Consider the following 20,987-nt stretch of genomic DNA (forward strand, 5'->3'; position numbering starts at 1 on the left):
GATGGATCCCGAGCTGCGCGCCGCGATCGGCCGGATCGCCCGGGTCCCCCAGCTCCTGGTCGCCTGCGACTACGACGGCACCCTCGCGCCGATCGTCGAGGACCCGAGCAAGGCGGTGCCGCTGCCGGAGTCGGTGGCCGCGGTGCGCGCCCTCGCGTCCCTGCCGCAGACCAGCGTCGCGGTGGTCTCCGGCCGCGCGCTGCGCGACCTGGCGACGCTCTCCCGGCTGCCCAGCGAGGTGCACCTCGTCGGCAGCCACGGCTCCGAGTTCGACATCGGCTTCGTGGAGCGGCTCACCCCGGAGCTGATCGCGGTCCGCCACCGGCTCCGCGGCGAGCTGCGCGAGATCGCGGCGGCCCACCCGGGCATCCGCCTGGAACGCAAGCCGGCCAGCGTCGCGGTGCACACCCGCGGGGTCGACCCGCAGATCGCCGCCGCGGCCATCGAGGCGGTCCGCAGCGGCCCCGCCACCTGGGAGGACGTCACCGTCACCCAGGGCAAGGAGGTCATCGAGCTGTCGGTGGTGGCGACCCACAAGGGCACCGCGGTCGACCAGCTCCGCACCCAGCTCGCGGCCAGCGCGGTGCTGTTCATCGGCGACGACGTCACCGACGAGAACGCCTTCGGCAACCTGCACGGGCCGGACGTCGGCATCAAGATCGGTCCGGGCGACACCCAGGCCGACTACCGGGTGGCCGAGCCGATCGAGGCGGCCCGGGCGCTGGGCCTGCTGCTGGAGACCCGGCGGCACTGGCTCTTCGGCGAGCGGGCGGTGCCGATCGAGCGGCACTCGATGCTGGCCAACGGCCGCACGGTCGCGCTGGTCACCCCCGAAGCCAAGATCACCTGGCTGTGCCACCCGAAGCCGGACTCGGCGGCGATCTTCGCCGACCTGGTCGGCGGCAGCCCGGCCGGGCACTTCACCGTCGGCCCGCAGCGGGGCGGCATCCCGCTGGGCCAGCGCTACCGCAGCAACACCATGACGGTGGAGACCCGCTGGTCCGGCCTGACCGTGACGGACTGGCTGGACCTGCCGGCGAGGGAGACCACGCCGGACGGCCCGGTGGTCGTCACCGGCGACTCGACGCTGGTCCGGGTGCTCAGCGGCACCGGGCGGGCCCGGATCGAGTTCGCCCCGCGCCCCGAGTTCGGTCAGGTCGCCGTGCAGCTCCAGCCGCTGGACGACGGGCTGCTGGTGCTCGGCTCCAACGAGCCGGTGGCCCTCTACTCGCCGGGCGTCGAGTGGGAGGTCACCAACGACGCCGGCTACGAGACCGCCAAGGCCGTGGTGGACCTGTCGGCCGCCGGCGGCCAGGTGGTGCTGGAGCTGCGCTTCGGCACGCAGAGCCTGGAACACCACCGGGTGCCGATCCACGAGCGACAGGCCGCCGCCGAGCAGCCCTGGAAGGACTGGGTGGCCTCGCTGCGGCTGCCCGGCACCGCCCGGGACCTGGTGGCCCGCAGCGCGCTCACCCTGCGCGGGCTCTGCCACGAGCCGACCGGCTCGATCCTCGCCGCGGCGACCACCTCGCTCCCCGAGGAGCTGGGCGGCGTCCGCAACTGGGACTACCGCTACTGCTGGCTGCGGGACGCGGCCATGACCGCCCGCGCGCTGGTCGACCTCGGCTCCACCGAGGAGGCCGAGGGCCTGCTGCGCTGGGTCGACGGCGTCATCGACCGCACCGGTGGGCACCCGGAGCGGCTGCACCCGCTCTACACGGTCGACGGCTACGAGCTGGGCGCCGAGGCGGTCATCGACACCCTGCCCGGCTACGCCGGCTCCCGGCCGGTCCGGGTCGGCAACCTCGCCAACCACCAGCTCCAGCTCGACGTATTCGGGCCGGTCGCCGACCTGATCGCCGCGGTGGCCGACGCCCGGGGCTCGGTCCGCGACGACGAGTGGCGGGTGCTGGAGAACATGGTCGAGGCGGTCCGCCGCCGCTGGCACGAGCCGGACCACGGCATCTGGGAGGCCCGCCTCCCGCCCCGGCACCACGTCTTCTCCAAGGTCATGCTCTGGATGACCGTCGACCGGGCGCTGCACGTGGTGCGGCAGCACGGCGGCGAGGACCGGCCCGAGTGGGTCGAGCTGCGCGACCGGATCGCCGACAACGTGCTGGAGCACGGCTGGCACCCGGAGGCGGAGGCCTACAGCGTCGCCTACGGGTACGAGGAGATGGACGCCTCGTCGCTCTGGATCGGCATCTCGGGGCTGCTCGCCGGGGACGACCCGCGCTTCCTGTCCACGGTGCTGAAGATCGAGGCGGACCTGCGCAGCGGCCCGGTCGTCTACCGGTACCACTGGGACGACGGCCTGCCCGGCCGGGAGGGCGGCTTCCACATCTGCACGGCGTGGCTGATCGAGGCGTACCTGCGCACCGGCCGGCGCACCGACGCGGAGGAGCTGTTCGTCCAGATGGTCGACACGGCCGGGCCGACCGGGCTGCTTCCCGAGCAGTACGACCCGCTCGCCGAGCGCGGGCTGGGCAACCACCCGCAGGCCTACAGCCACCTCGGACTGATCCGCTGCGCCCTGATGCTGGACAACATGCTCAAGCAGTGACCTGACCAGCCATGACGGCGGCCCGGGACCGGCTGGTCCCGGGCCGCTCGTGTGATCCGCTCCGGTGCGGCGATCCGGTGTCCGGGGCGCGCCGACCCCGCCGCATCGGCGAGGGTCAGGTGTCGAGGGCGCCGACGACGTCGCCGACGACCACGATGGCGGGTGGGCGCAGGCCGGCGGCCGCCACGTCGGCGGCCACCGCGCCGAGGGTCGAGCGGAGGGTCCGCTGCCCGCTGGTGGTGCCCTCCTGGATCACCGCGGCCGGGGTGTCCGCGGGCCGGCCGTGCGCGACGAGGGTGGCGCTGATCGCCGCGAGGTTCTTCAGGCCCATGAGGATCACCAGGGTGCCGCGCAGGCCGGCGAGGGACTCCCACCGGACCAGGGAGGCGGGCGAGTCGGGCGCGACGTGCCCGGAGACCACGGTGAACTCGTGCGCCACCGCGCGGTGGGTGACCGGCACCCCGGCCGCGGCGGGCACCGAGATCGCGCTGGTCACCCCGGGCACCACGGTCACCGGCACGCCCGCCTCCGCGCAGGCCAGCACCTCCTCGCCGCCCCGGCCGAAGACGTACGGGTCGCCGCCCTTGAGCCGGACCACGACCTTCCCGGCCCGGGCGCGGTCCACCAGGATCCGGTTGATCTCCTCCTGGGCCCGGGCCGGCCCGTACGGGATCTTGGAGGCGTCGACCAGCTCGACGTCCGCGCGCAGCTCGTCGAGGAGCAGCCCGGGGACGAGCCGGTCGGCGACGACCACGTCCGCCTCGGTGAGCAGCCGCCAGCCCTTCACGGTGATCAGCTCGGGGTCGCCCGGTCCCGCCCCGACGAGCGCCACCCGCCCGCCGGCGCCGCCGGGGGTGTCAACAGGGGACCCCTGCTCCACCGGAGGCGTCAACAGCGGGCCCCTGCTTGCACCCAGCAGGTCGCGCACCGCGTCGCGGACGCTCATCGCGCGGCGGGGGTCGCCGCCGCCCAGCACGGCCACGGTGACCGGGCCGTGCCGGGTCACCGCCGGGGTCCACGCGGTGGCGGCGGCCCGGTCGTCGGCGCGGACGCAGAAGATCCGCCGCTCGGCGGCGGCGGCGCTGACCGCCGCCGCCGCGACCCGGTCGTCCACGGCCACCTGGACCAGCCAGGCGCCGTCCAGGTCGTCCGGGGCGAACCGGCGCGGCTCCCAGCGCAGCCGGCCGGCGTCCACGTGCGCCCGCAGCGCCGGGGTCAGCTCCGGCGCCACCAGCAGGACGTCCGCGCCGGCGTCGAGCAGCGCGGGCACCCGCCGGGTGGCCACCGCTCCCCCGCCGACCACGACCACCCGCCGGCCGGCCAGCCGCAACCCGAGGGGGTACGGACTGCCGGTCACCGGGCCGCCTCCCCGCCGGACCGGGCCGGCGCGCTGAACCGAGGGCTTCGCGCGGTCACTTCTCGGCCACTCCCGCCGAGTCGAAGGTGGCGACCTCGTGCAGCACCCGGACCGCGCCGGTGACGACGGGGAGCGCGAGCAGCGCGCCGGTGCCCTCGCCGAGCCGCAGCCCGAGGTCGATGAGCGGGTCCAGGCCGAGGTGCCGCAGCGCGGCCGTGGCACCCGGCTCGGCCGAGCGGTGCCCGGCGACCATGGCCCCGACCGCGTCCGGCGCGAACGCGGCGGCCGCCAGCGCGGCGCTGACCGCGATGACGCCGTCCAGCAGCACCGGCACCCGGCGCGCGGCGGCGCCGAGGACCAGCCCGGCCAGCGCGGCGTGCTCCAGGCCGCCGACCGCGGCCAGCACCCCGAGCGGGTCGGCGGGGTCGGGCGCGTGCCGGTCCAGCGCGGCGCGCACCACGCCGACCTTGCGGGCGTACGTCTCGTCGTCCACCCCGGTGCCCCGGCCGGTCGCCGCCGCCGGGTCGACCCCGGTGAACGCGGCGATCAGCGCGGCGGCCGGGGTGGTGTTGGCGATGCCCATGTCCCCGGTGAGCAGGATGCCCGCCCCGGCGTCGACCAGGTCCCCGGCGACCCGGATGCCGGTCTCCACGGCCGCGCGGGCCTCGTCGCGGGTGAGCGCGGCGGTGACCGTCATGTCCCGGGTGCCGGGCCGCACGTTCGCCGCGACCAGGCGGGGGCCGGCCGGGTCGGCGGCGGGGTCGGCCGGGAGCGGGGTGGCCACACCGACGTCCACCACGGTGACCGAGGCGCCGGCCTGCCGGGCGAACGCGTTGACCACCGCGCCGCCGGCCAGGAAGTTGCCGATCATCTGGGCGGTGACCTCCTGCGGCCACGGGGTGACGCCCTGGGCGTGCACGCCGTGGTCGCCCGCGAAGATCGCCACCGCGGCCGGCTCGGGCAGCGGCGGCGGGCAGGTCCCGGCGAGGCCGGCGAGGCGTACGGAGAGCGGCTCCAGGGCGCCGAGCGAACCGGCGGGCTTGGTCAGCCGGCCCTGGAGTTCGCGGGCCGCCGCCATGGCGGCCTCGTCGAGCGGCCGGATCGCCGCGACGGTGGACTCCAACATCATGCCTCCAGGATCTCCGCCAGCACCTCGGTGAAGGCGTCGGTCGTCGCCGGATCGCGCACCGCGATCCGCAGCCAGTCCGGGCCCAGCCCGGGGAAGGTGTCGCCGCGGCGGACCGCCCAGCCGCGTTCGCGCAGCCGCTCGCGTACGGCGGCGGCACCGGCCAGGTGGACCAGGACGAAGGCGCTCGCGGGACGGCCGACGACGCGTACACCCGGCAGGCCGGACAGGCGGGCCACCAGGTGGTCGCGGTCGGCGGCGAGCCCGGCGGCGATGGCGCGCTCGGCCGCGGCGGCGGCCGGGGACGCGCAGGCGGTGGCGGCGGCGAGCGCCGGGGTGGAAACCGCCCAGAGCGGCTGGGCGGCGGCGAGCCGGGCGAGCAGCGCGGCGTCGCCCAGCAGGTAGCCGATCCGCAGCCCGGCCAGCCCCCAGGTCTTGGTGAGGCTGCGGACCACCAGGAGGCCGGGCAGGTCGCGGCGAGCGGCGAGCGACTCGGGCTCGCCCTCGACGCTGGGCGCCGCGGTGGTGTCGGCGAACGCCTCGTCGACCACCAGCACCCGGCCGGGGCGGGCCAGCGCGGCGAGCGCCTCGGCGGGGTGCAGCACGGACGTGGGGTTGGTGGGGTTGCCGAGCAGCACCAGGTCGGCGTCGGCGGGCACCCGGGCCGGGTCCAGCCGGAAGTCGTCGCCCGCGTCGAGCAGCACCCGCTCGACGGTGTGGCCGGCGGCTCGGAGGGCGGCCTCCGGCTCGGTGAACTGCGGGTGCACCACCACCGGCCGCCGGGCCTCGCGCAGCGCCCGGGCGATCAGCACGAAGCCCTCGGCGGCGCCGGCCGTGAGGAGTACCTCCTCCGGGGGACGCCCGTGCCGGGCGGCGACGGCGGCCCGGGCCGGGCCGGGATCCGGGTACGCGGCCAGCGCCCCCATCGCGGCGACCAGCGGATCGGCCAGCCACTCCGGCATCGGGGCGCGGCGGACGTTGACCGCCAGGTCGACCAGACCGGGCGTGGCCTCGGCGTCCCCGTGGTGGCCGAGGTCCGGCTCGCCCGCCGCGGCGGCGGTCCCGATCAGCTGAGCACGCATGTCCGCGATCCTGCCGGGAAGCCGCCGCCCGGGACAGCGCATCCCGGCGTGGGCCGCGTCACCACCGCTGAACCCCCTCGCCCGTTTATGAATTCTTCTCATTTCCGAATCGGAAATGTCATAGCTTGACCACGTGAGCAACCGACCCCTTGCCTCCGCTGGTCGTGCCGTGCCCCTCCTCCGCGCCGGGCTCATCGCCGGCATCGTGGTCGCCGCCGCGGCCTATCCGCTGGCCGCCGTCACCGGCATCGGAGCCAAGGCCACCGCACACGCAGTGGAGCAGAAGACGAGCATCCTCAAGACCGCGCTGCCCGCCGAGACCTCGTACCTGTACGCGCCGGACGGCAAGACCGTGCTGACGATGTTCTACGAGGAGTACCGGCAGTACACCAAGATCGACGAGATGTCGCCGAACATCCAGCAGGCGATCGTCGCCGCCGAGGACAACCGCTTCTACCAGCACCACGGCGTCGACCCGAAGGGTGTGGCCCGTGCCTTCGTGTCCAACGCCCGGTCCGGCGGTGTCTCCCAGGGCGCCTCGACGATCACCATGCAGTACGTCCGGATGGCCCTGCGGGACAGCGCGAAGACGCCGAAGGAGGTCCAGGAGGCCACCCAGCAGACCAGCCTGCGCAAGGTCAAGGAGATGCGCATGGCGCTGGACATCGAGAAGCACGTCAGCAAGGAGCAGATCCTGGAGCGCTACCTCAACTCGGCCTACTTCGGCCACCGGGCGTACGGGATCTACGCGGCCTCGCAGATCTTCTTCTCCAAGACCCCGGCCACCCTCACTCCGGTCGAGGCGGCCACCCTGGCCGGCCTGGTCAAGTCCCCCTCGGAGTACGACCCGATCACCTCCGACCAGAAGGACGCCACCGGCCGGCGCAACTACGTGCTCGACAACATGGCCCGCCTCGGCTACCTCTCGCCGGACGCGGTGGCGGCGGCCAAGACCGAACCCATCAAGCTGCGGCTGACCAACCCGCCGAACGACTGCGCCTCGCTCCTGGAGAAGTACCGGGCGACCTGGGGCTTCTACTGCGACTACCTGAAGAACTGGTGGAGCAGCCAGCCCGCGTTCGGGGACAACCGGCTGGAACGGATGGACAAGCTGCGCCGGGGCGGTTATCGCATCGTGCTCGCCCTCGACCCCAAGATCCAGGAGGCGGCGGAGAAGAACGTCGGCGCGAAGGACGGCACCGGCAGCCCGTTCGCCAACGGGGTCGTGGTCGCCGAACCGGGCACCGGGCGGATCAAGGCGATGGCGGTGAACCGGACCTATTCGCTCGACCTGAGCGAGAACCCGAACAGTTCCAACCCGGAGGCCGGCCCGAACATCAAGGCGAACTATCCGAACACGGTCGCGCCGTTGCTCGGCGGGGGCACACTCCCGGGATACCAGGCCGGATCGACGTTCAAGATGTTCACGATGCTCGCCGCGCTCAACTCCGGGACGAAGCTCTCCGACACCATCAACTCGCCGTACCGCTACCAGTCCAAGGTCTACGACGGGTGGGCGCCGTCGAACGCCAGCGGCGCGATGACCGGCGTGCAGACCATGTGGTCCGGCTTCGGCAAGTCGGTGAACACCTTCTTCGTGCAGCTGGAGGAGAAGGTCGGCGCGGAGAAGGGAGTGCGCCTGGCCGAGCAGCTCGGGCTGCGCTGGCGTACCGACGTGGACCGTGACCACGCCTCGCCGGACAAGGCGAACAAGTGGGGGGCGTTCACCCTGGGCGTCTCCGACGCCACCCCGCTGGAGGTGGCGAACGCGTACGCCGCGGTCGCGGCCGACGGCCGGTACTGCGAGGCCATCCCGGTCAACTCGATCATGAACCGGGACGGCACGCCGGCCGTGTACCGGACTGCCGGCGGGGTGGAGCGGGAGGTCGCCAAGCCGCGCTGCCGGCAGGTGGTCAGCGCGGACGCGGCACGGGCCGCCACCGACGCCGCCCGCTGCCCGACCGGTGACACCCCGGCCAGGGGCGGCTGCGGCGGCTGGTCCACCGCCGACAGCGTCCGGGGCACGGTCGGCCGCCCGGTCGCCGGGAAGACGGGTACCACCGACAGCACCCGGTCCGCCTGGTTCGCCGGCTACACCCCGGAGCTGGCCGCGGCGAGCTTCATCGCCGACCCGGACAATCCGTTCAACGCGGTGGGTGACGGGCTGTCCCAGGTCCCGGTGAACGCGGTGGCCATGACCCTCCGCGACGCCCTGAAGGGCCAACCCACCCGCCAGTTCACGCCACCCAGCGACCAGATAGTCGGCTGACCCTGGGCCGCCCGGGGGTGCGCCCGGGTTAGTTGATCAAGAGGTTTGCGCGCGGAATCGCTCGATTCCTGACGCAAACCTCTTGATCAACTTCCGCAGAGGGTCAGCGGAGGTCGGCGCTGACGAAGGACCAGAGTTCCAGGTCCACTCGGGCGCCGTGGACGAAGCCGGCGTTGCGGAGGAGGCCCTCGTAGCTGAAGCCGGCCTTCTCCGCCACCCGGCGGGAAGCGACGTTGCCGGGGGCCACCCGCAGCTCGACGCGCTGGAAGCCGTGCTCCAGGATCAGCGCGATGGCGACCGCGTCGACCGCCTCGGCGGCCAGGCCGTAGCCCCGGGCGTGCGGGGCGATCGCGTAGGACACCTCGGTCAGCCGGGCGCCCCAGTCGGTGCGGCGGGTCCAGAGGCAGCCGATCACCCGCCGGTCCTCGCGGCGGACCACCGCCCAGTGGTCGCCCTCGCCGCTGTCCCGGCGCTGCCGGGCCAGCTCCGTGCACCAGGCCCGCCCGTCGATCTGCCCCGACGCGTCGGCCAGCGGCAGCCACCGCTGGGTCTGCCGGTCCGCGAACACCTCGTCGACCGCCTCGGCATCCGCCACGACGAGCTGGCGGACCTCGGTGCGCGGGGTGGAGACGGTCAGCGCCGGGAAGCGGCGCACCGCCACCTGCCCGATCACGCCGGGGCCTCCGCGGGGGCCAGGGCCGCCGCGACCAGCCGGGCCGCGATCTCCGGGTACGCGGCCCAGTGCGGCACGAGCTGCGAGGCGTGCACGCCCCGCCACACGAAGCCCTCCGGGGCGCCGCCCTCCCACTGCCAGGCCGCCCGCTCGCCGGCCCGCGGGGTGAGCACCGCGCCGTGCTGCTTGTGCCCCACCACCGTGGTGCCCGCCCGGGCCACCACGCTGTCACCGGCCGCGGTGGCCTCCCGGTAGCCGACCACCAGGCCGTCCCGGCTGGCGCCGACCGCGTCGAGCACCCCGCACATGGGCAGGCCGTCCAGCTCCCGGGCCAGCCAGAGCATGCCGGCCCCCTCGGCGACCACGGGGCGGCCGGTGCGGGCCAGCTCGGCCACCGCGATGCAGAGCCGGCGGTTGGCGGAGAGCTGCTCCGCGTACGTCTCGGGAAGCCCGCCGCCGACGACCAGCGCGCGGGTCCCGGCGGGCAGCGACTCGTCGCGCAGCGGGTCGACGGTGACCACCTCGGCGCCGGCGGCGCGCAACAGCTCGGCGGTCTCCGGGTGGCTGTAGCTGCCGCCCGGGCCGCCGGCCAGCGCGACCACCGGCCGCTCCCCGGCGGGCGGACCGGCCGGCTCCGGCGACCACGGCGCGGCGGTCAGCTCCGGAACCGACCGGGCGAGCCCCAGCAGCCGGTCGAGGTCCACCGTGGCGGCGACCGCCTCGCCGAGCCGGCGGACCGCCCGCTGGGCCTCGGCGTCGCGCTGGACCACCGGCACCAGGCCGTGCCGGCGGGCGGGCAGCACCGGGGGCAGCTCGTGCCGGCGCAGCGCGCCGTAGACCGGCACCCCCACGTCGTCGAGCGCCTCGCGCAGCATCGCCTCGTGCCGGGGCGAGGCCACCCGGTTGAGGATCACGCCACCCAGCCAGAGCTGCTCGTCGTAGGCCCGGAAGCCGTGCACCAGAGCGGCCACCGACTGGCCCATCGCGGCCACGTCGACCACCAGCACCACCGGGCTGCGCAGCGCGGTCGCGACCGCCGCCGTGGACTCGGTCTCCGGCCGGCCGGCGATCGAGTCGTAGAGCCCCATGGTGCCCTGGACCAGCGCGAACCCGGCCCCGGCCGCGCCGTGCGCGAAGAGCGGGACGACCCGCTCCGGGCCGACCAGCCGCGGGTCGAGGTTACGCCCCGGCCGCCCGGCGGCCAGCCCCAGGTAGGCCGCGTCGACCTGGTCCGGCCCGATCTTGAACCCGGCCACGTCCAGCCCCCGGTCGGCGAGGGCCGCGAGCAGGCCGAGCGAGAGGGCACCGGTGCCGTGCCCCGAGGAGGGCGCGCTCAGCACGACGCGCGGCACGACGGTCATCATCGACTCCTGGTCTGGGGTGGTTTCCGCCCGCGTGACCATACCCGCCCCGACCGACGCGCGACGGCCGGCGACCGACCCGTTCCGGCCCGGCGCGGGCCAGTGGCGCCGCTCATACGGGTAGCCTTGGCCAACGTGTACCGGTTCCTGCTGACCCCGCGCTGGCTCGGCTACCTCGCGCTGACCCTGGTCGCGGCCGCGGTGATGGTCTTCCTCGGCAACTGGCAGCTGGACCGCTACCGGGGCCGGACGGCGATCAACGAGCGGATCGACGCCGGCGCCACCATGACACCCGCCCCGCTGCGCCACGCCCTGCCGGCCCCGACCGGCGGCCCGGGCACCACCGGCCCGGCCCCGGCCGACCGGCTCACCTGGACCAGGGTCACCACCACCGGCCGGTACGACAGCGCCAACGTCGTCCTGGTCCGCGGCCGCACCGTCGACAACACGGTCGGCTTCGAGGTGCTCACCCCGCTGGTCCTCGCCGACGGCAGCGCCGTGCTGGTCGACCGGGGCTGGGTCCCGCCCGTCCCCGGCGGCGGCGCCACCGCCCAGCCGCAGGTGCCGGCCGCGCCGCCCGGCGAGGTCACGGTCACCGGCCGGCTGGTGTCCAGCGAGAGCGGCGGCGGCGCGGTCGACCGGCGCGACGGCAAGCTGGAGACCCGGCGGATCAGCATCCCCCGCCTGGCGAAGCAGCTTCCCTACCCGGTGTCCGGCGGCTACGTGCTGCTCGATTCGCAGACGCCCGCCGCCGACCCGGCGTTCCAGGCGGTGCCGATCGGGCACACCAACAACTGGCAGAACTTCGGCTACGTGGTGCAGTGGTGGCTCTTCGCCGCCATGAGCCTGGTCGGCTACGGCTGGGTCGCCCGCCGGGAGGCGCGGCGGCTGGCCGGCCTGGACGGGCCGCGCGAGCCGGTGGACCGGGCCGCCGAGCCGGCCGCCACCTGACCCCGGTCGGGGCCTCCGAACCGGACCTTCGGCGGGCACACCCGGCGGCGGGGACGCTGTAGGGTCCGCCCATGATCGTGAACCGTGGGGGGTCGCGGTGACCCCTGATCCCACGATGCCGCCGCCCGCCGAGCCCCCGGCGACGTACGACCCGTGTGCCGCCATGCCGCCGGCCGGCGCCCCGCCCACCGAGCAGTTCCCGGTGCTGGCCGCGCCACCAGCGGATCCCCCGGTCACCACGCAGTTCCCGACGCCGGCCGCGACTCCGGCGCCGGCGCCCCTGCAGTTCCCCGCCCCGCCGGCCACCGCCCCGTTCTCCGCGCCGCCCGCGCAGTTCTCCGCCCCGCCCGTGACCGCGCAGTTCTCCGCGCCGCCTGCGCAGTTCTCCGCGCCGCCCGCTCCGCCGGTCGGGGGGCCGGCGCCGTACGCGCTGGCGGTCCCCGCGGCTCCGTACCCGCCCGTTCCGGTCCCGCCGGCGGGTCCGCTGCTGCCGGCGCAGTCCGTGGTGGCCGTGCAGATCGGCGAGATCATGGTGACGCCGCCGGTGATCCGCACTCCGGCCGGTGTCCTGCCGCTCGCCGGCGCCTCCTGGCACGTGATGGACCACTGGCAGAAGGAGGAGAAGGTGGCGACCTGGGCGGTGGTCGCCGCGGTCCTGGGCTTCTTCTGCCTGACCGTGTTCAGCCTCCTGTTCCTGCTGATCAAGGAGACGCGGCACCACGGCACCGTGCAGGTGACGGTCACCAACGGCGGTTACCAGTACGTGGCCCGGATCCCGGTGGCCGACCAGTTCCAGGTGCAGCAGATCAACAACCAGGTCAACTACGCCCGGTCGCTGTCGGTCGCCTGAATCGCGTGCCGGAGTTCAGCCGTGCCGCCTCCGGGCGGAGCGAAGGTCAGCCGGTGACCCGACCGGCGTGGATGGCCCGGACCGCGTCGATGGTGTCCGCCTCGGCGGCGGTCTTGTCGTCCCGGTAGCGGATCACCCGGGCGAAGCGCAGCGCCATCCCGCCCGGGTAGCGGCTGCTGGTCTGCACCCCGTCGAAGGCGATCTCAACCACCTGCTCCGGCCGGACCCGGACCACCCAGTCGCCCTTCTCCACGGCCAGCGCGAGGAAGCGCTCGGTCTGCCAGCGCAGCAGCTCGTCGGTGAGCCCCTTGAATGTCTTGCCGAGCATGACGAACTCGCCGGTGCGCGGGTCCCGGGCGCCCAGGTGCAGGTTGGAGAGCCAGCCCTGCCGCCGGCCACTGCCCCACTCGACCGCCAGCACCACCAGGTCGAGGGTGTGCCGTGGCTTCACCTTGACCCAGGCCGCGCCCCGCCGGCCGGCGTCGTAGGGGGCGGCCGGGTCCTTGACCACCACGCCCTCCTGGCCGGCGTCGACCGCCGCCGCGAAGGCGGCGCCGGCCTGCTCGGGGTCGTCCACCTCCACCCGGCCGACCAGCAGCGCCGGGTCGACCGCGCCGGCCAGCGCGGCCCACCGCTGCCGGCCGGGCAGGTCGATGAGGTCCGTGCCGTCGAGGTGCAGCAGGTCGAAGAAGTACGGCGTCAGCAGCGTCTCGCCGGTGCGCTCGGCCGCGGCGAGCACGGCGGGCGCCACCGGTGTGCCGCCGGTGGTACTCGGGGTGATGCGCCGGGCAGCCCGGCTGGAGGTCTCCTGGAAGGGCAGCGGGCGCCCCTCGGCGTCCAGCCCGATCGCCTCGCCGTCGAGCACCAGCTCGCGGGCGGGCAGCGCGCGGACGGCGGCCACGACCCCGGGCAGCCGGCCGGTGATGTCGTCGAGGCTGCGGGTGAAGACCGCGATGTCCTGGCCGGACCGGTGTACCTGGATGCGGATGCCGTCGAGCTTGACGTCGACCACCGCCGGGGTGCCGGTGGCGGTGAGCGCCTCGTCGACCGAGGGCGCGCTCTGCGCCAGCATGGGGGCGAGCGGGCGGCCCACCTGGAGCCCGAATCCGGCCAGTGCGGCCGCCCCGCCGGAGAGCGCCGCGACCGCCACCGCCCGCAGGTCACCGGCGAGCAGCAGGGCTCGCCGGACGGCGGCGACCGGCACGTCGGCGGCCCGGGCCACCGCCTCGGTGAGCAGGCCGGCCTGGGCGCCCTGGCGCAGCTCGCCGCGGAACAGGCCGACCAGCAGCCGTTGCTCGTCGGCGGTGGCCGCGGCGAAGAGCCGGCCGAGCAGCTCGCGCCGCCGAGCCTGCGAGCCCGCGCCGCCGACCGCCGCGATCTCCTCGATCGCCGCGTCGACGCCGCCGACGGTCAGGCTCGGCTCGGCGGCCGGCGGGGGCAGGTCACGCAGGCTCGCCCAGCCCACCCCGGTCTGCCGTTGCCGCAGCTCGCCGGCGAGGTAGCCGGCGCCCGCCGGCACCTCGTCGGGATCGAGCGACCGCAAGGCGGCGGCCAGCAGCTCCACCTTGGCCCGTCGGCCGCTGGTGGCGCCCACGGCCGCCGACGTGGCCGCCAGCTCAACGAAGCGCACGTCCCTCATCCTGCCAGCCGCCCCCGACAGCCGGGCGCTTCCCGATCGTGGAGAGTTGGCGTCCCCCGGGAACGTCAACTCCCCACGAGCGGGGCAGCGGCGGCCGGCTCAGGCCGAGACGGGCTCCTCGATGCGGAGGCCGCGGGCGCGCACCTCGTCGGCGACCCGGGTGAGCAGCGTGTCGAGCGCGACCAGCACGGCCGAGAGCTCGCCGAGCTGGTCCTTGAGCGTGTCCTCGGGCCACGCGGAGACATCGACGTCCCCCAGAGCACTGACGGCGGCCTGGAGCCGCGACATCTCGTCGTTCGTACGCATGTTCGAGAGGCTATAACACCCCGTCGCCCGACACACCGCAAACTCCGACATCCGCCCCGAAGTTACGGTTTCGACACCTCAGAGGCGGTTCGCGCCCGCCTCGGCGACCTTCGCCAGCAGCAGCGCCTCGGCCACGCAGACCCGGGCGAACTCGCCCAGGTGCAGGCTCTCGTTCGGCCCGTGCGCCCGGGCGTGCGGGTCCTCCACGCCGGTCACCAGGATCGCCGCGGCGGGGAACATCTCCTGGAAGGTGGCGATGAAGGGGATCGACCCGCCCACGCCGATGTCGACCGGGTCGGTGCCGTCCCAGGCGCCCCGGAACGCCGCCCGCGCCGCCTCGAACATCGGCCCCGTGGCGTCGATGACACAGGGCGCGCCGTCGTGCTCGAACGTCACCGTCACCTGCGCGCCCCAGGGGGCGTGCTTCTCCAGGTGCGCGATGAGCGCCGCGTACGCCTTCTTCGGGTCGTCGCCCGGCGCCAGCCGTACGCTCAGCTTCGCCTTGGCGGCCGGGACCAGCGCGTTCGGCGCCTCCCCGGTGGCCGGGGCGTCCACGCCGAGGATCGCGAGGGCCGGCTTGGTCCAGAGCCGGTCGGTGATCCGGCCGGTGCCGAAGAGCTGGGCGCCGTAGACCAGCCCGGCCTCGGCGCGGAACCGGTCCTCGGGGTAGTCGACGCTGGCGCCCTCGCGGCCGACCAGACCCTCGACAGCCACGTTCCCGGCGTCGTCGTGCAGCGTGGCGAGCAGCTTCACCAGCGTGGTGAGCGCGTCGGGCACCGCGCCGCCGAACATCCCGCTGTGCACGGCGTGGTCGAGGGTACGCACCTCCACGAAGCAGTTGACGATGCCGCGCAGCGAGGTGGTCAGCGCGGGCACGCCGACGTCCCAGTTGGTCGAGTCGGCGATGACGATGACGTCCGACGCGAGCTCCTCACGGTGCGCGATGAGCAGCTGCTCGAGCGAGTCCGAGCCGTACTCCTCCTCGCCCTCGATGAAGAGCACCACGCCGACCGGAAGCTGGTCGCCGAACGCGCGCAGCGCCGCGACGTGCGCCATGATGCCGGCCTTGTCGTCGGCGGCGCCCCGGCCGTAGAGGCGGCCGTCCCGCTCCACCGGCTCGAACGGGTCGGACTCCCAGAGCGACAGGTCGCCGACCGGCTGGACGTCGTGGTGGGCGTACAGGAGGACGGTGGGCGCGCCGGGCGGCGCCGGCTTCGTCCCGATCACCGCCGGCTGGCCGCCGGAGCGCACGACCTTCGTGTCGAGGCCGCAGCCGCGCAGCAGCTCCGCCACCGCCTCGGCGGAACGCTCCACGTGCGAGTGGTCGAAGCCCTCGAAGGCGATGCCCGGGATGCGGACGAGTCGCTCGAGGTCGGCACGGACGCCGGGCAGTTCCCGCTCGACGGCGGCCCGCACCTCGGACTCGGACAGGATCGGTGTGGTCATGACCGGAATCGTATGCCGGCCTTACCGGACCCCGCCGTCCGAGCCCGTCCCCGCGGGCCGGCGGACGTAGTAGCGGTCCGCGTCGTGCGGCAGGTCGGGGGCACCGTCGACCACCAGGTCCACCGCGGCCCCGGTGCCGTCGGCGGCGAAGTGCGCCCGCTCCCCGGCGTGCCAGCGGCGCAGCTCGGGCAGGATCTCCGCGCCGTCGCGGGCGAGCGCCCGGGACAACCGCAACCCGGCCGGCGCGGTGACGAGGACCGAAAGGGTCAGCTCCGGCCGGATCGCCGCCCGCGCGGCGCTGACCCCCTCGACGATCAGCACCGGCCCGGCCGGCACCGGCACCGCCCGGTCCAGGAAGCGTCGGCGCACCCAGCTGTACCGGCGGTAGGCCCCGGGCCGGCCGGCGCGGACCGGTCCGAGCACCCGCTCCTCCAGCCGCGGCCAGAAGGTGAGCTGGTCGTCCCAGCCGTCGAGCAGGTCGTCGGTGCGGACCACCGGCGGCCGGACGCCGCCGGGCAGCGCCGCGACGGCGTCCGCGAGGCGCGTCGCGAAGACGCTCTTGCCCGCGCCGCTCGGCCCGTCGACCGCCACCAGTCGGGTACGCCCCAACCGCGCCGGCCCGGCCAGCACCCGCCGGGCCAACCCCGCGTACGCCTCGACCACCGCCACCGTCACCCGGCCGACGTTAGCCGTCCCCCGTCCGCTGGATCCTGCGGCACCAGCGGGCCGTTCGCCGGGCGGGCCCGCCTCCCCGCGGGCATCATCGGGGGGTGCTCCATGACGTGATGAGTCCGGGCGTCGACGCCCTCCTCGAACAGGCTCGGGCCGGCCTCCGCCGGCTCACCCCGCACGACACCGTCGAGGCGGTCCGCGCCGGGGCGCTGCTGGTCGACACGCGCACCGAGGCGCAGCGCCGCGAGCAGGGCGAGCTGCCCGGGGCGATCGTCATCGACCGGACCGTGCTGGAGTGGCGGCTGGATCCGGCAAGCGCCTGGCGCATCCCGGAGTCGACCAGCTACGACCGGCAGATCGTGGTGGTGTGCCGGCAGGGCTACAGCTCCAGCCTGGCGGCCGCCGGCCTCCAGGCGCTCGGCCTGCGCCAGGCCACCGACATGATCGGCGGCGTGCAGGGCTGGCGGGAGGCGGGCCTGCCGATGTCCGACCGCCCCGCCGACATCCGCTACTGACCCCTCACGCCGTCGGCGCGCCGGGCGGGATGAACGGCAGGTCCGCGGGTGGGCCGGACTCGATCAGCCGCCACAGCGCGTCGGTGTCGAGGTGCTCCTCGACCAGGTCGCCGACCAGGTCCAACGTGCGCTCCCGGGCGGCGGCGAACGAGGTGTCCGGGGCGACCTTGAACCCGGTCCGCCCGGCCAGCGCGGCGACCTCGGTGAGGAAGCGGCGCCGGAAGGCGTCGGACTCGAAGGCGCCGTGCCAGTGGGTGCCGTGCACCGCGCCCAGCCGGGCGCCCTCGCCGGTGCCGTCGGCGTAGCGCAGCAGCGGCGGCAGGCCCGGGTCGGCTCCGGAGACCTGACCGTGGTGGATCTCGTAGCCGTGGACCGGCACGTCCCCGGCGGCGGTGCCGGCGGCGCGCCGGACCGTCTTGCGCGGGTCGAAGGTGATCTCGACCGGGAGCAGTCCCAGGCCGGGCACGCTGCCCTGGCGGCTCTCCACCGGGTCGTGGATCGCCCGGGACAGCATCTGGAACCCGCCGCAGATGCCAAGCAGCGGCTTGCCGGCGGCGGCGTGCGCCAGGACGGCGTCGGCCAGGCCGCTCTCCCGCAGCCAGGCCAGGTCGGCCACGGTCGACTTGGAGCCGGGCAGCACCACCAGGTCGGCGGCGGCCAGCTCGGCCGGCTCGATGGTGAGCCGCACCCGGACGCCGGGCTCGGTGGCCAGCGCCTCGACGTCGGTGGCGTTGCTGATCCGGGGCAGCCGGACCACCGCCACGTCGAGCCAGTCGGTGCCGCGGGGTGCCGCCGGCCGGCCGAGCACCCGCCCGTACGCGAGCGAGTCCTCCGCGTCCAGCCAGAGGTCGAGCGCCCAGGGCAGCACGCCGAGGGTGGGGCGGCCGGTGACCTGGTGCAGCATGTCCAGCCCCGGCCGGAGCAGCCCGAGGTCGCCCCGGAACTTGTTGATCACGAAGCCGGCCACGAGGGCCTGGTCGGCCGGGTCGAGCAGCGCGACCGTGCCGAACATCGAGGCGAACACGCCGCCCCGATCGATGTCGCCGACCACGATGGCCGGCAGGCCGGCAGGCCGGGCCAGCCCCATGTTCACGTAGTCGCCGGACCGCAGGTTGATCTCGGCGGGGCTGCCCGCGCCCTCGCAGATCACCACGCCGTACTCGGCCCGCAGCTCGGCCAGCGCCGCGTAGGCGGTCTCGGCGAGCCGGGGACGCAGCTCCCGGTAGTTGCCGGCGGTGACCGTGTCGACCGCCTCGCCGAGCAGCACCACCTGGCTGGCGTGGTCGCTGCCCGGCTTCAGCAGCACGGGGTTGAAGCGCAGGTCCGGTGCGAGCCCGCAGGCGGCGGCCTGCATGGCCTGGGCGCGGCCGATCTCCCCGCCGCGCCCGTCCGGCCCGACCACCACGGCCGAGTTGTTGGACATGTTCTGCGCCTTGAACGGGGCCACCGACACACCTCGGCGGCGCAGCCAGCGGCAGATGCCGGCGGTGAGCACGCTCTTGCCGGCGTCGGAGGTGGTCCCGGCAACCAGCAGCCCGCCGCTCATCGCCCGCTCCCCGGTCGCGGCCCGCCGAGGGCGCGCAGCGCGGCGCGGCCGGTCGCGCCGACCAGACGGCCGACCGTCACCGGGTACGCCGCCGCGAGGCCGAGCGCGGCCAGGCCGACCGCGCCGGAGATCCGGGCGGCCCGCTTCAGGTGCCGCGCCTCGGGCCGAGGCCCGTCCCCCAGGAACGGCCGGGTCTCCTCGCGTCCGAAGTAGACGTTGCGCCCGCCCAGCCGGACGCCGAGCGCCCCGGCCATGGCCGCCTCGCACTGGCCGGCGTTCGGGCTCGGGTGGTCGTTGCGGTCCCGTCGCCAGACCCGCCAGGCGGCCGAACGGTCCCCGTGGGCGGCCGGCGCCACGGCGACGGTGAGCAGCCCGGTCAGCCGGGCGGGGATCAGGTTGAGCACATCGTCGAGGCGGGCGGCCGGGGTGCCGAAGCGGGCGTAGCGGGGTGAGCGGTGGCCCACCATGGCGTCGAGCGTGTTCGCCGCCCGGTAGCCGAGCAGGCCGGGCAGCCCGGCGACGGCGCCCCAGACCAGCGGGGCGACCACCGCGTCGGAGGTGTTCTCGGCGACCGACTCGACGGTGGCCCGGGCCAGTTCCGGCTCGTCGAGCGCCGACGGGTCCCGCCCGCAGAGGTGGTTGAGCCGGCCCCGGGCGGCGGGCAGGTCACCGGCCTGCAACGCCCGGGCCATCAGCCGCGACTCGTGCCGCAGGGTGCGCCCGCCCAGCACCGTCCAGGTGCCGGCGGCCACCAGCGCGGCCCGGGCCACCGGGTGACGCCGGGTGGCGAGACCGGCGGCCGCCCCGAGCAGCACCGGCGCGCCGACCGCGAGCGCGGTGAACGCCGCGCCGGCCGATCGCTCGGGTCGGTAGATCCGTCGCTCCAGGGCGCCGGCCGCCCGGCCGAAGCCGGCTACCGGATGCCACCGCCGGGGATCGCCGAGCAGCGAGTCCAGGGCGTAGCCCGCCACCAGTCCCGCCGCGTTCGCCATGGCGGTCGCCTGCCGCACCCGTCACCACCTCCGGCCGGCCAGCCTAGTCGTACGGCGGGGTGGCCACGCCGGCGTCGCCACCCCGCTCCCCCGTTGCACGAGCCGAGCTGCTCAGGCGGGCACCGGGGTCCGCCCGCGGCCCCGCCGGGGGCGGCCGGTCCCGGTGACCCCCGCAGCCGCACCGGCCCGGTCCGGGCCGCCGGTCACCGGCTCGGCGCCCAGCTCGTCGTCGGTCGGCGGGTCGTCCGGCTCGGCGGCCAGGTCGTCCGGCTCGGCGGCCAGGTCGTCCGGCTCGGCGGCCGGGCCGTCGGGCCGATCGTCGAACGGGTCGGCCAGCTCGTCGAGGTCACCCGCTGTCGCGTCCACCCCGGCGGAGAGTCCGACCCGGGACGTGTGGAACTCCGGCGGCGGGAACTCGTCGTCGAACGGCTGGTCGTCGAACGAGGCCGGGGCCTGCGCGACCGGCACCGGCTCGGTGGCCTCGCCGTGCACCCGGCTCTCCGCCTCGGCGTCCTCGACGGTGCTGGTCGTCATGCTCGGCCGGTTGCGCAGGAACCGGGCCCGGCCCCGGGACAGGTCGTGCCCGACGGCGACCGCCTCCAGCTCGTAGAGGGTGCGGTGGTTGCCGGCGTCGTCGGTCCAGTCGCGGGTGTAGAGGCGGCCCGCCACCACCACCGGGTCGCCGACCGCCACCGAGGAGGCCACCCCCTCGGCTAGCTTCCGCCAGCAGTTCACCCGGACCCGCAGGCTGTTTCCGTCGACCCAGCGGCCGCTCTCCCGGTCGAGTCGGCGGGCGGTCGACGCGACCTTGAAGTTGGCCACCAGGGTGTTGCTCTGGGTAGTCCGGCGCCACTCTGGCGCGGTCAGCACGTTGCCGACGATCGTGACGTACGTATCGAACATCGCCCCTCCCAGGGGAACTCGGCTTGTGGGGCGAGCCTCGGCCGGCGACCGGCCGTGGGCCAGCCGTCCCCGGCCGGGCTGTGGACGACGGAGCCGGCTGTGGACAACCACCTGATCAAGGTCACGATGCGCTAGGACCGGTGACTCCAGGGCCCTGACCTGCGAAGGAACAGATCAGCAGGCCGGGTTCCGGCCGAGCCCGATTGGGTAAGAACTTGATCAACCGAGAGAAAGGGAGCGCCGATGCTTCTCCGAGACGCCTGCGAGGCCCGGCGATGAGCGCCGTGGCGAACCCCGCGACCGTGGCCGAGTGCCTGCGGGTCGGCGCCGGGTTCTCCCAGGGCGACCGCAACTGGATCGCGGAGCAGTTCGCGACCCTCGACGCCCGGCTCGCCGGCTTCCACGCCGACGCCACCGAGCTGGAGGTGTCGGTCAAGGACCGGAACGCCCGGGGTCAGAAGGTCACCCTGGAGTGCTGGGTCGCGGGCCGGCAGAAGATCGTCACCACCTCCGCGGAGGAGGACCTGCACGCCGCGCTCAACGACGTCCGGGACGACCTGCGCCGCCGCCTGAACGACGCGAAGACCCGGCAGGAGCCGCGCCACAACAAGCACCTGCGCGAGACGGACCAGCCCGAGGGCGTCCCCGCGCAGGCCGCCGAGCGGGCCGACGCCGAGACCGTCTGAGGGCGACCCCGCCTCCCGTCCGCACCCGGTGCCGGCGGGCGGGGGCGGGG

18 protein-coding genes are annotated in these 20,987 nt (G+C 75.4%); 6 read left to right on the forward strand and 12 right to left on the reverse strand.

The genetic code is table 11. The features are described 5' to 3' along the window. Position 1: 1 nt before the first annotated feature. Positions 2 to 2,563, forward strand: a complete 2,562-nt coding sequence (otsB, locus tag ACFYPD_RS00240; RefSeq protein ID WP_387109065.1) for a trehalose-phosphatase — start codon at positions 2 to 4, stop codon at positions 2,561 to 2,563. A gap of 115 nt (positions 2,564 to 2,678) precedes the next feature. On the opposite strand, the gene cobA is transcribed toward otsB, so the two are convergent. Genes cobA through cobC form a run of 3 tightly spaced genes read right to left on the reverse strand, consistent with a single transcriptional unit; the run spans position 2,679 to position 6,128 of the window. Then, on the reverse strand, positions 2,679 to 3,920 hold the full coding sequence (gene cobA, locus ACFYPD_RS00245; protein ID WP_387107080.1) for a uroporphyrinogen-III C-methyltransferase: 1,242 nt from the start codon (positions 3,918 to 3,920) through the stop codon (positions 2,679 to 2,681). Positions 3,921 to 3,975: 55 nt separating this feature from the next. Continuing rightward, entirely contained in the window at positions 3,976 to 5,046 is a 1,071-nt protein-coding gene (gene cobT, locus ACFYPD_RS00250; protein ID WP_387109067.1) for a nicotinate-nucleotide--dimethylbenzimidazole phosphoribosyltransferase, read from the reverse strand. Then, on the reverse strand, positions 5,046 to 6,128 hold the full coding sequence (gene cobC / locus ACFYPD_RS00255) for an Rv2231c family pyridoxal phosphate-dependent protein CobC (protein WP_387107081.1): 1,083 nt from the start codon (positions 6,126 to 6,128) through the stop codon (positions 5,046 to 5,048). Before cobC ends, cobT begins: the two co-directional genes overlap by 1 nt. A 133-nt stretch (positions 6,129 to 6,261) precedes the next feature. Here cobC and ACFYPD_RS00260 point away from each other — a divergent pair, with 133 nt between their 5' ends. After that, the gene (locus tag ACFYPD_RS00260; RefSeq protein ID WP_387107084.1) at positions 6,262 to 8,397 is read left to right on the forward strand and encodes a transglycosylase domain-containing protein; all 2,136 of its coding nucleotides are present in this window, start codon (positions 6,262 to 6,264) and stop codon (positions 8,395 to 8,397) included. Between the two features lie 103 nt (positions 8,398 to 8,500). On the opposite strand, the gene ACFYPD_RS00265 is transcribed toward ACFYPD_RS00260, so the two are convergent. Further along, positions 8,501 to 9,070, reverse strand: a complete 570-nt coding sequence (locus tag ACFYPD_RS00265; protein WP_387107087.1) for a GNAT family N-acetyltransferase — start codon at positions 9,068 to 9,070, stop codon at positions 8,501 to 8,503. Continuing rightward, positions 9,067 to 10,431 carry a cobyrinate a,c-diamide synthase gene (locus ACFYPD_RS00270; protein ID WP_387107089.1) on the reverse strand — a complete coding sequence of 455 codons (1,365 nt, stop codon included), beginning with the start codon at positions 10,429 to 10,431 and terminating at the stop codon, positions 9,067 to 9,069. The genes ACFYPD_RS00265 and ACFYPD_RS00270 overlap by 4 nt, the downstream gene beginning before the upstream one ends. A gap of 135 nt (positions 10,432 to 10,566) precedes the next feature. Here ACFYPD_RS00270 and ACFYPD_RS00275 point away from each other — a divergent pair, with 135 nt between their 5' ends. Both ACFYPD_RS00275 and ACFYPD_RS00280 read left to right on the forward strand, forming a co-directional pair. Next, positions 10,567 to 11,382, forward strand: coding sequence for an SURF1 family protein (locus tag ACFYPD_RS00275; protein WP_387107092.1), 816 nt, complete (start codon positions 10,567 to 10,569; stop codon positions 11,380 to 11,382). A gap of 97 nt (positions 11,383 to 11,479) precedes the next feature. Continuing rightward, positions 11,480 to 12,232, forward strand: coding sequence for a hypothetical protein (locus ACFYPD_RS00280; RefSeq protein ID WP_387107093.1), 753 nt, complete (start codon positions 11,480 to 11,482; stop codon positions 12,230 to 12,232). Between the two features lie 46 nt (positions 12,233 to 12,278). On the opposite strand, the gene ACFYPD_RS00285 is transcribed toward ACFYPD_RS00280, so the two are convergent. The 4 genes from ACFYPD_RS00285 to ACFYPD_RS00300 all read right to left on the reverse strand — a co-directional run bounded on the left by ACFYPD_RS00285 (position 12,279) and on the right by ACFYPD_RS00300 (position 16,298). Continuing rightward, complete coding sequence (locus tag ACFYPD_RS00285; protein ID WP_387107095.1) at positions 12,279 to 13,862, reverse strand: ATP-dependent DNA ligase; 1,584 nt, start codon at positions 13,860 to 13,862, stop codon at positions 12,279 to 12,281. Positions 13,863 to 13,970: 108 nt separating this feature from the next. After that, on the reverse strand, positions 13,971 to 14,177 hold the full coding sequence (locus ACFYPD_RS00290; protein WP_151464953.1) for a hypothetical protein: 207 nt from the start codon (positions 14,175 to 14,177) through the stop codon (positions 13,971 to 13,973). 78 nt (positions 14,178 to 14,255) lie between these two features. Next, positions 14,256 to 15,623, reverse strand: coding sequence for a dipeptidase (locus tag ACFYPD_RS00295; RefSeq protein ID WP_387107097.1), 1,368 nt, complete (start codon positions 15,621 to 15,623; stop codon positions 14,256 to 14,258). A gap of 21 nt (positions 15,624 to 15,644) precedes the next feature. Continuing rightward, positions 15,645 to 16,298 (reverse strand): uridine kinase, encoded by a 654-nt coding sequence (locus ACFYPD_RS00300; protein WP_387107099.1) that lies wholly within the window; start codon positions 16,296 to 16,298, stop codon positions 15,645 to 15,647. Positions 16,299 to 16,408: 110 nt separating this feature from the next. On the opposite strand from ACFYPD_RS00300, the gene ACFYPD_RS00305 reads away from it, so the two are divergent. Next, entirely contained in the window at positions 16,409 to 16,810 is a 402-nt protein-coding gene (locus ACFYPD_RS00305) for a rhodanese-like domain-containing protein (protein WP_387109068.1), read from the forward strand. A 4-nt stretch (positions 16,811 to 16,814) separates the two neighbouring features. On the opposite strand, the gene ACFYPD_RS00310 is transcribed toward ACFYPD_RS00305, so the two are convergent. The 3 genes from ACFYPD_RS00310 to ssb form a co-directional block, all read right to left on the reverse strand. Further along, a complete protein-coding gene (locus tag ACFYPD_RS00310) occupies positions 16,815 to 18,356 on the reverse strand; it encodes a cobyric acid synthase (protein ID WP_387107101.1) in 1,542 nt (513 codons plus the stop codon). Next, the gene (locus tag ACFYPD_RS00315) at positions 18,353 to 19,366 is read right to left on the reverse strand and encodes a cobalamin biosynthesis protein (protein WP_387107104.1); all 1,014 of its coding nucleotides are present in this window, start codon (positions 19,364 to 19,366) and stop codon (positions 18,353 to 18,355) included. Before ACFYPD_RS00315 ends, ACFYPD_RS00310 begins: the two co-directional genes overlap by 4 nt. A 93-nt stretch (positions 19,367 to 19,459) precedes the next feature. Continuing rightward, on the reverse strand, positions 19,460 to 20,251 hold the full coding sequence (gene ssb, locus ACFYPD_RS00320; protein ID WP_387107107.1) for a single-stranded DNA-binding protein: 792 nt from the start codon (positions 20,249 to 20,251) through the stop codon (positions 19,460 to 19,462). 275 nt (positions 20,252 to 20,526) lie between these two features. Between ssb and ACFYPD_RS00325 the strand changes: the two genes are divergently transcribed. Further along, positions 20,527 to 20,937 (forward strand): HPF/RaiA family ribosome-associated protein, encoded by a 411-nt coding sequence (locus tag ACFYPD_RS00325; RefSeq protein ID WP_357204644.1) that lies wholly within the window; start codon positions 20,527 to 20,529, stop codon positions 20,935 to 20,937. Positions 20,938 to 20,987 lie beyond the last annotated feature (50 nt).

The sequence above is a fragment of the Micromonospora sp. NPDC005299 genome, from assembly GCF_042872345.1.
In the GTDB taxonomy this organism is placed as follows: Bacteria; Actinomycetota; Actinomycetes; order Mycobacteriales; family Micromonosporaceae; genus Micromonospora.

Coding starts and splice junctions, on each gene's coding strand:
- ACFYPD_RS00325 (WP_357204644.1), top strand. CDS start 20,527: ATGAGCGCCGTGGCGAACCCCGCGACCGTGGCCGAGTGCCTGCGGGTC.
- otsB (WP_387109065.1), top strand. CDS start 2: ATGGATCCCGAGCTGCGCGCCGCGATCGGCCGGATCGCCCGGGTCCCC.
- cobT (WP_387109067.1), bottom strand. CDS start 5,046: ATGTTGGAGTCCACCGTCGCGGCGATCCGGCCGCTCGACGAGGCCGCC.
- ACFYPD_RS00270 (WP_387107089.1), bottom strand. CDS start 10,431: ATGACCGTCGTGCCGCGCGTCGTGCTGAGCGCGCCCTCCTCGGGGCAC.
- cobC (WP_387107081.1), bottom strand. CDS start 6,128: ATGCGTGCTCAGCTGATCGGGACCGCCGCCGCGGCGGGCGAGCCGGAC.
- ACFYPD_RS00310 (WP_387107101.1), bottom strand. CDS start 18,356: ATGAGCGGCGGGCTGCTGGTTGCCGGGACCACCTCCGACGCCGGCAAG.
- ssb (WP_387107107.1), bottom strand. CDS start 20,251: ATGTTCGATACGTACGTCACGATCGTCGGCAACGTGCTGACCGCGCCA.
- ACFYPD_RS00305 (WP_387109068.1), top strand. CDS start 16,409: ATGAGTCCGGGCGTCGACGCCCTCCTCGAACAGGCTCGGGCCGGCCTC.
- ACFYPD_RS00290 (WP_151464953.1), bottom strand. CDS start 14,177: ATGCGTACGAACGACGAGATGTCGCGGCTCCAGGCCGCCGTCAGTGCT.
- ACFYPD_RS00295 (WP_387107097.1), bottom strand. CDS start 15,623: ATGACCACACCGATCCTGTCCGAGTCCGAGGTGCGGGCCGCCGTCGAG.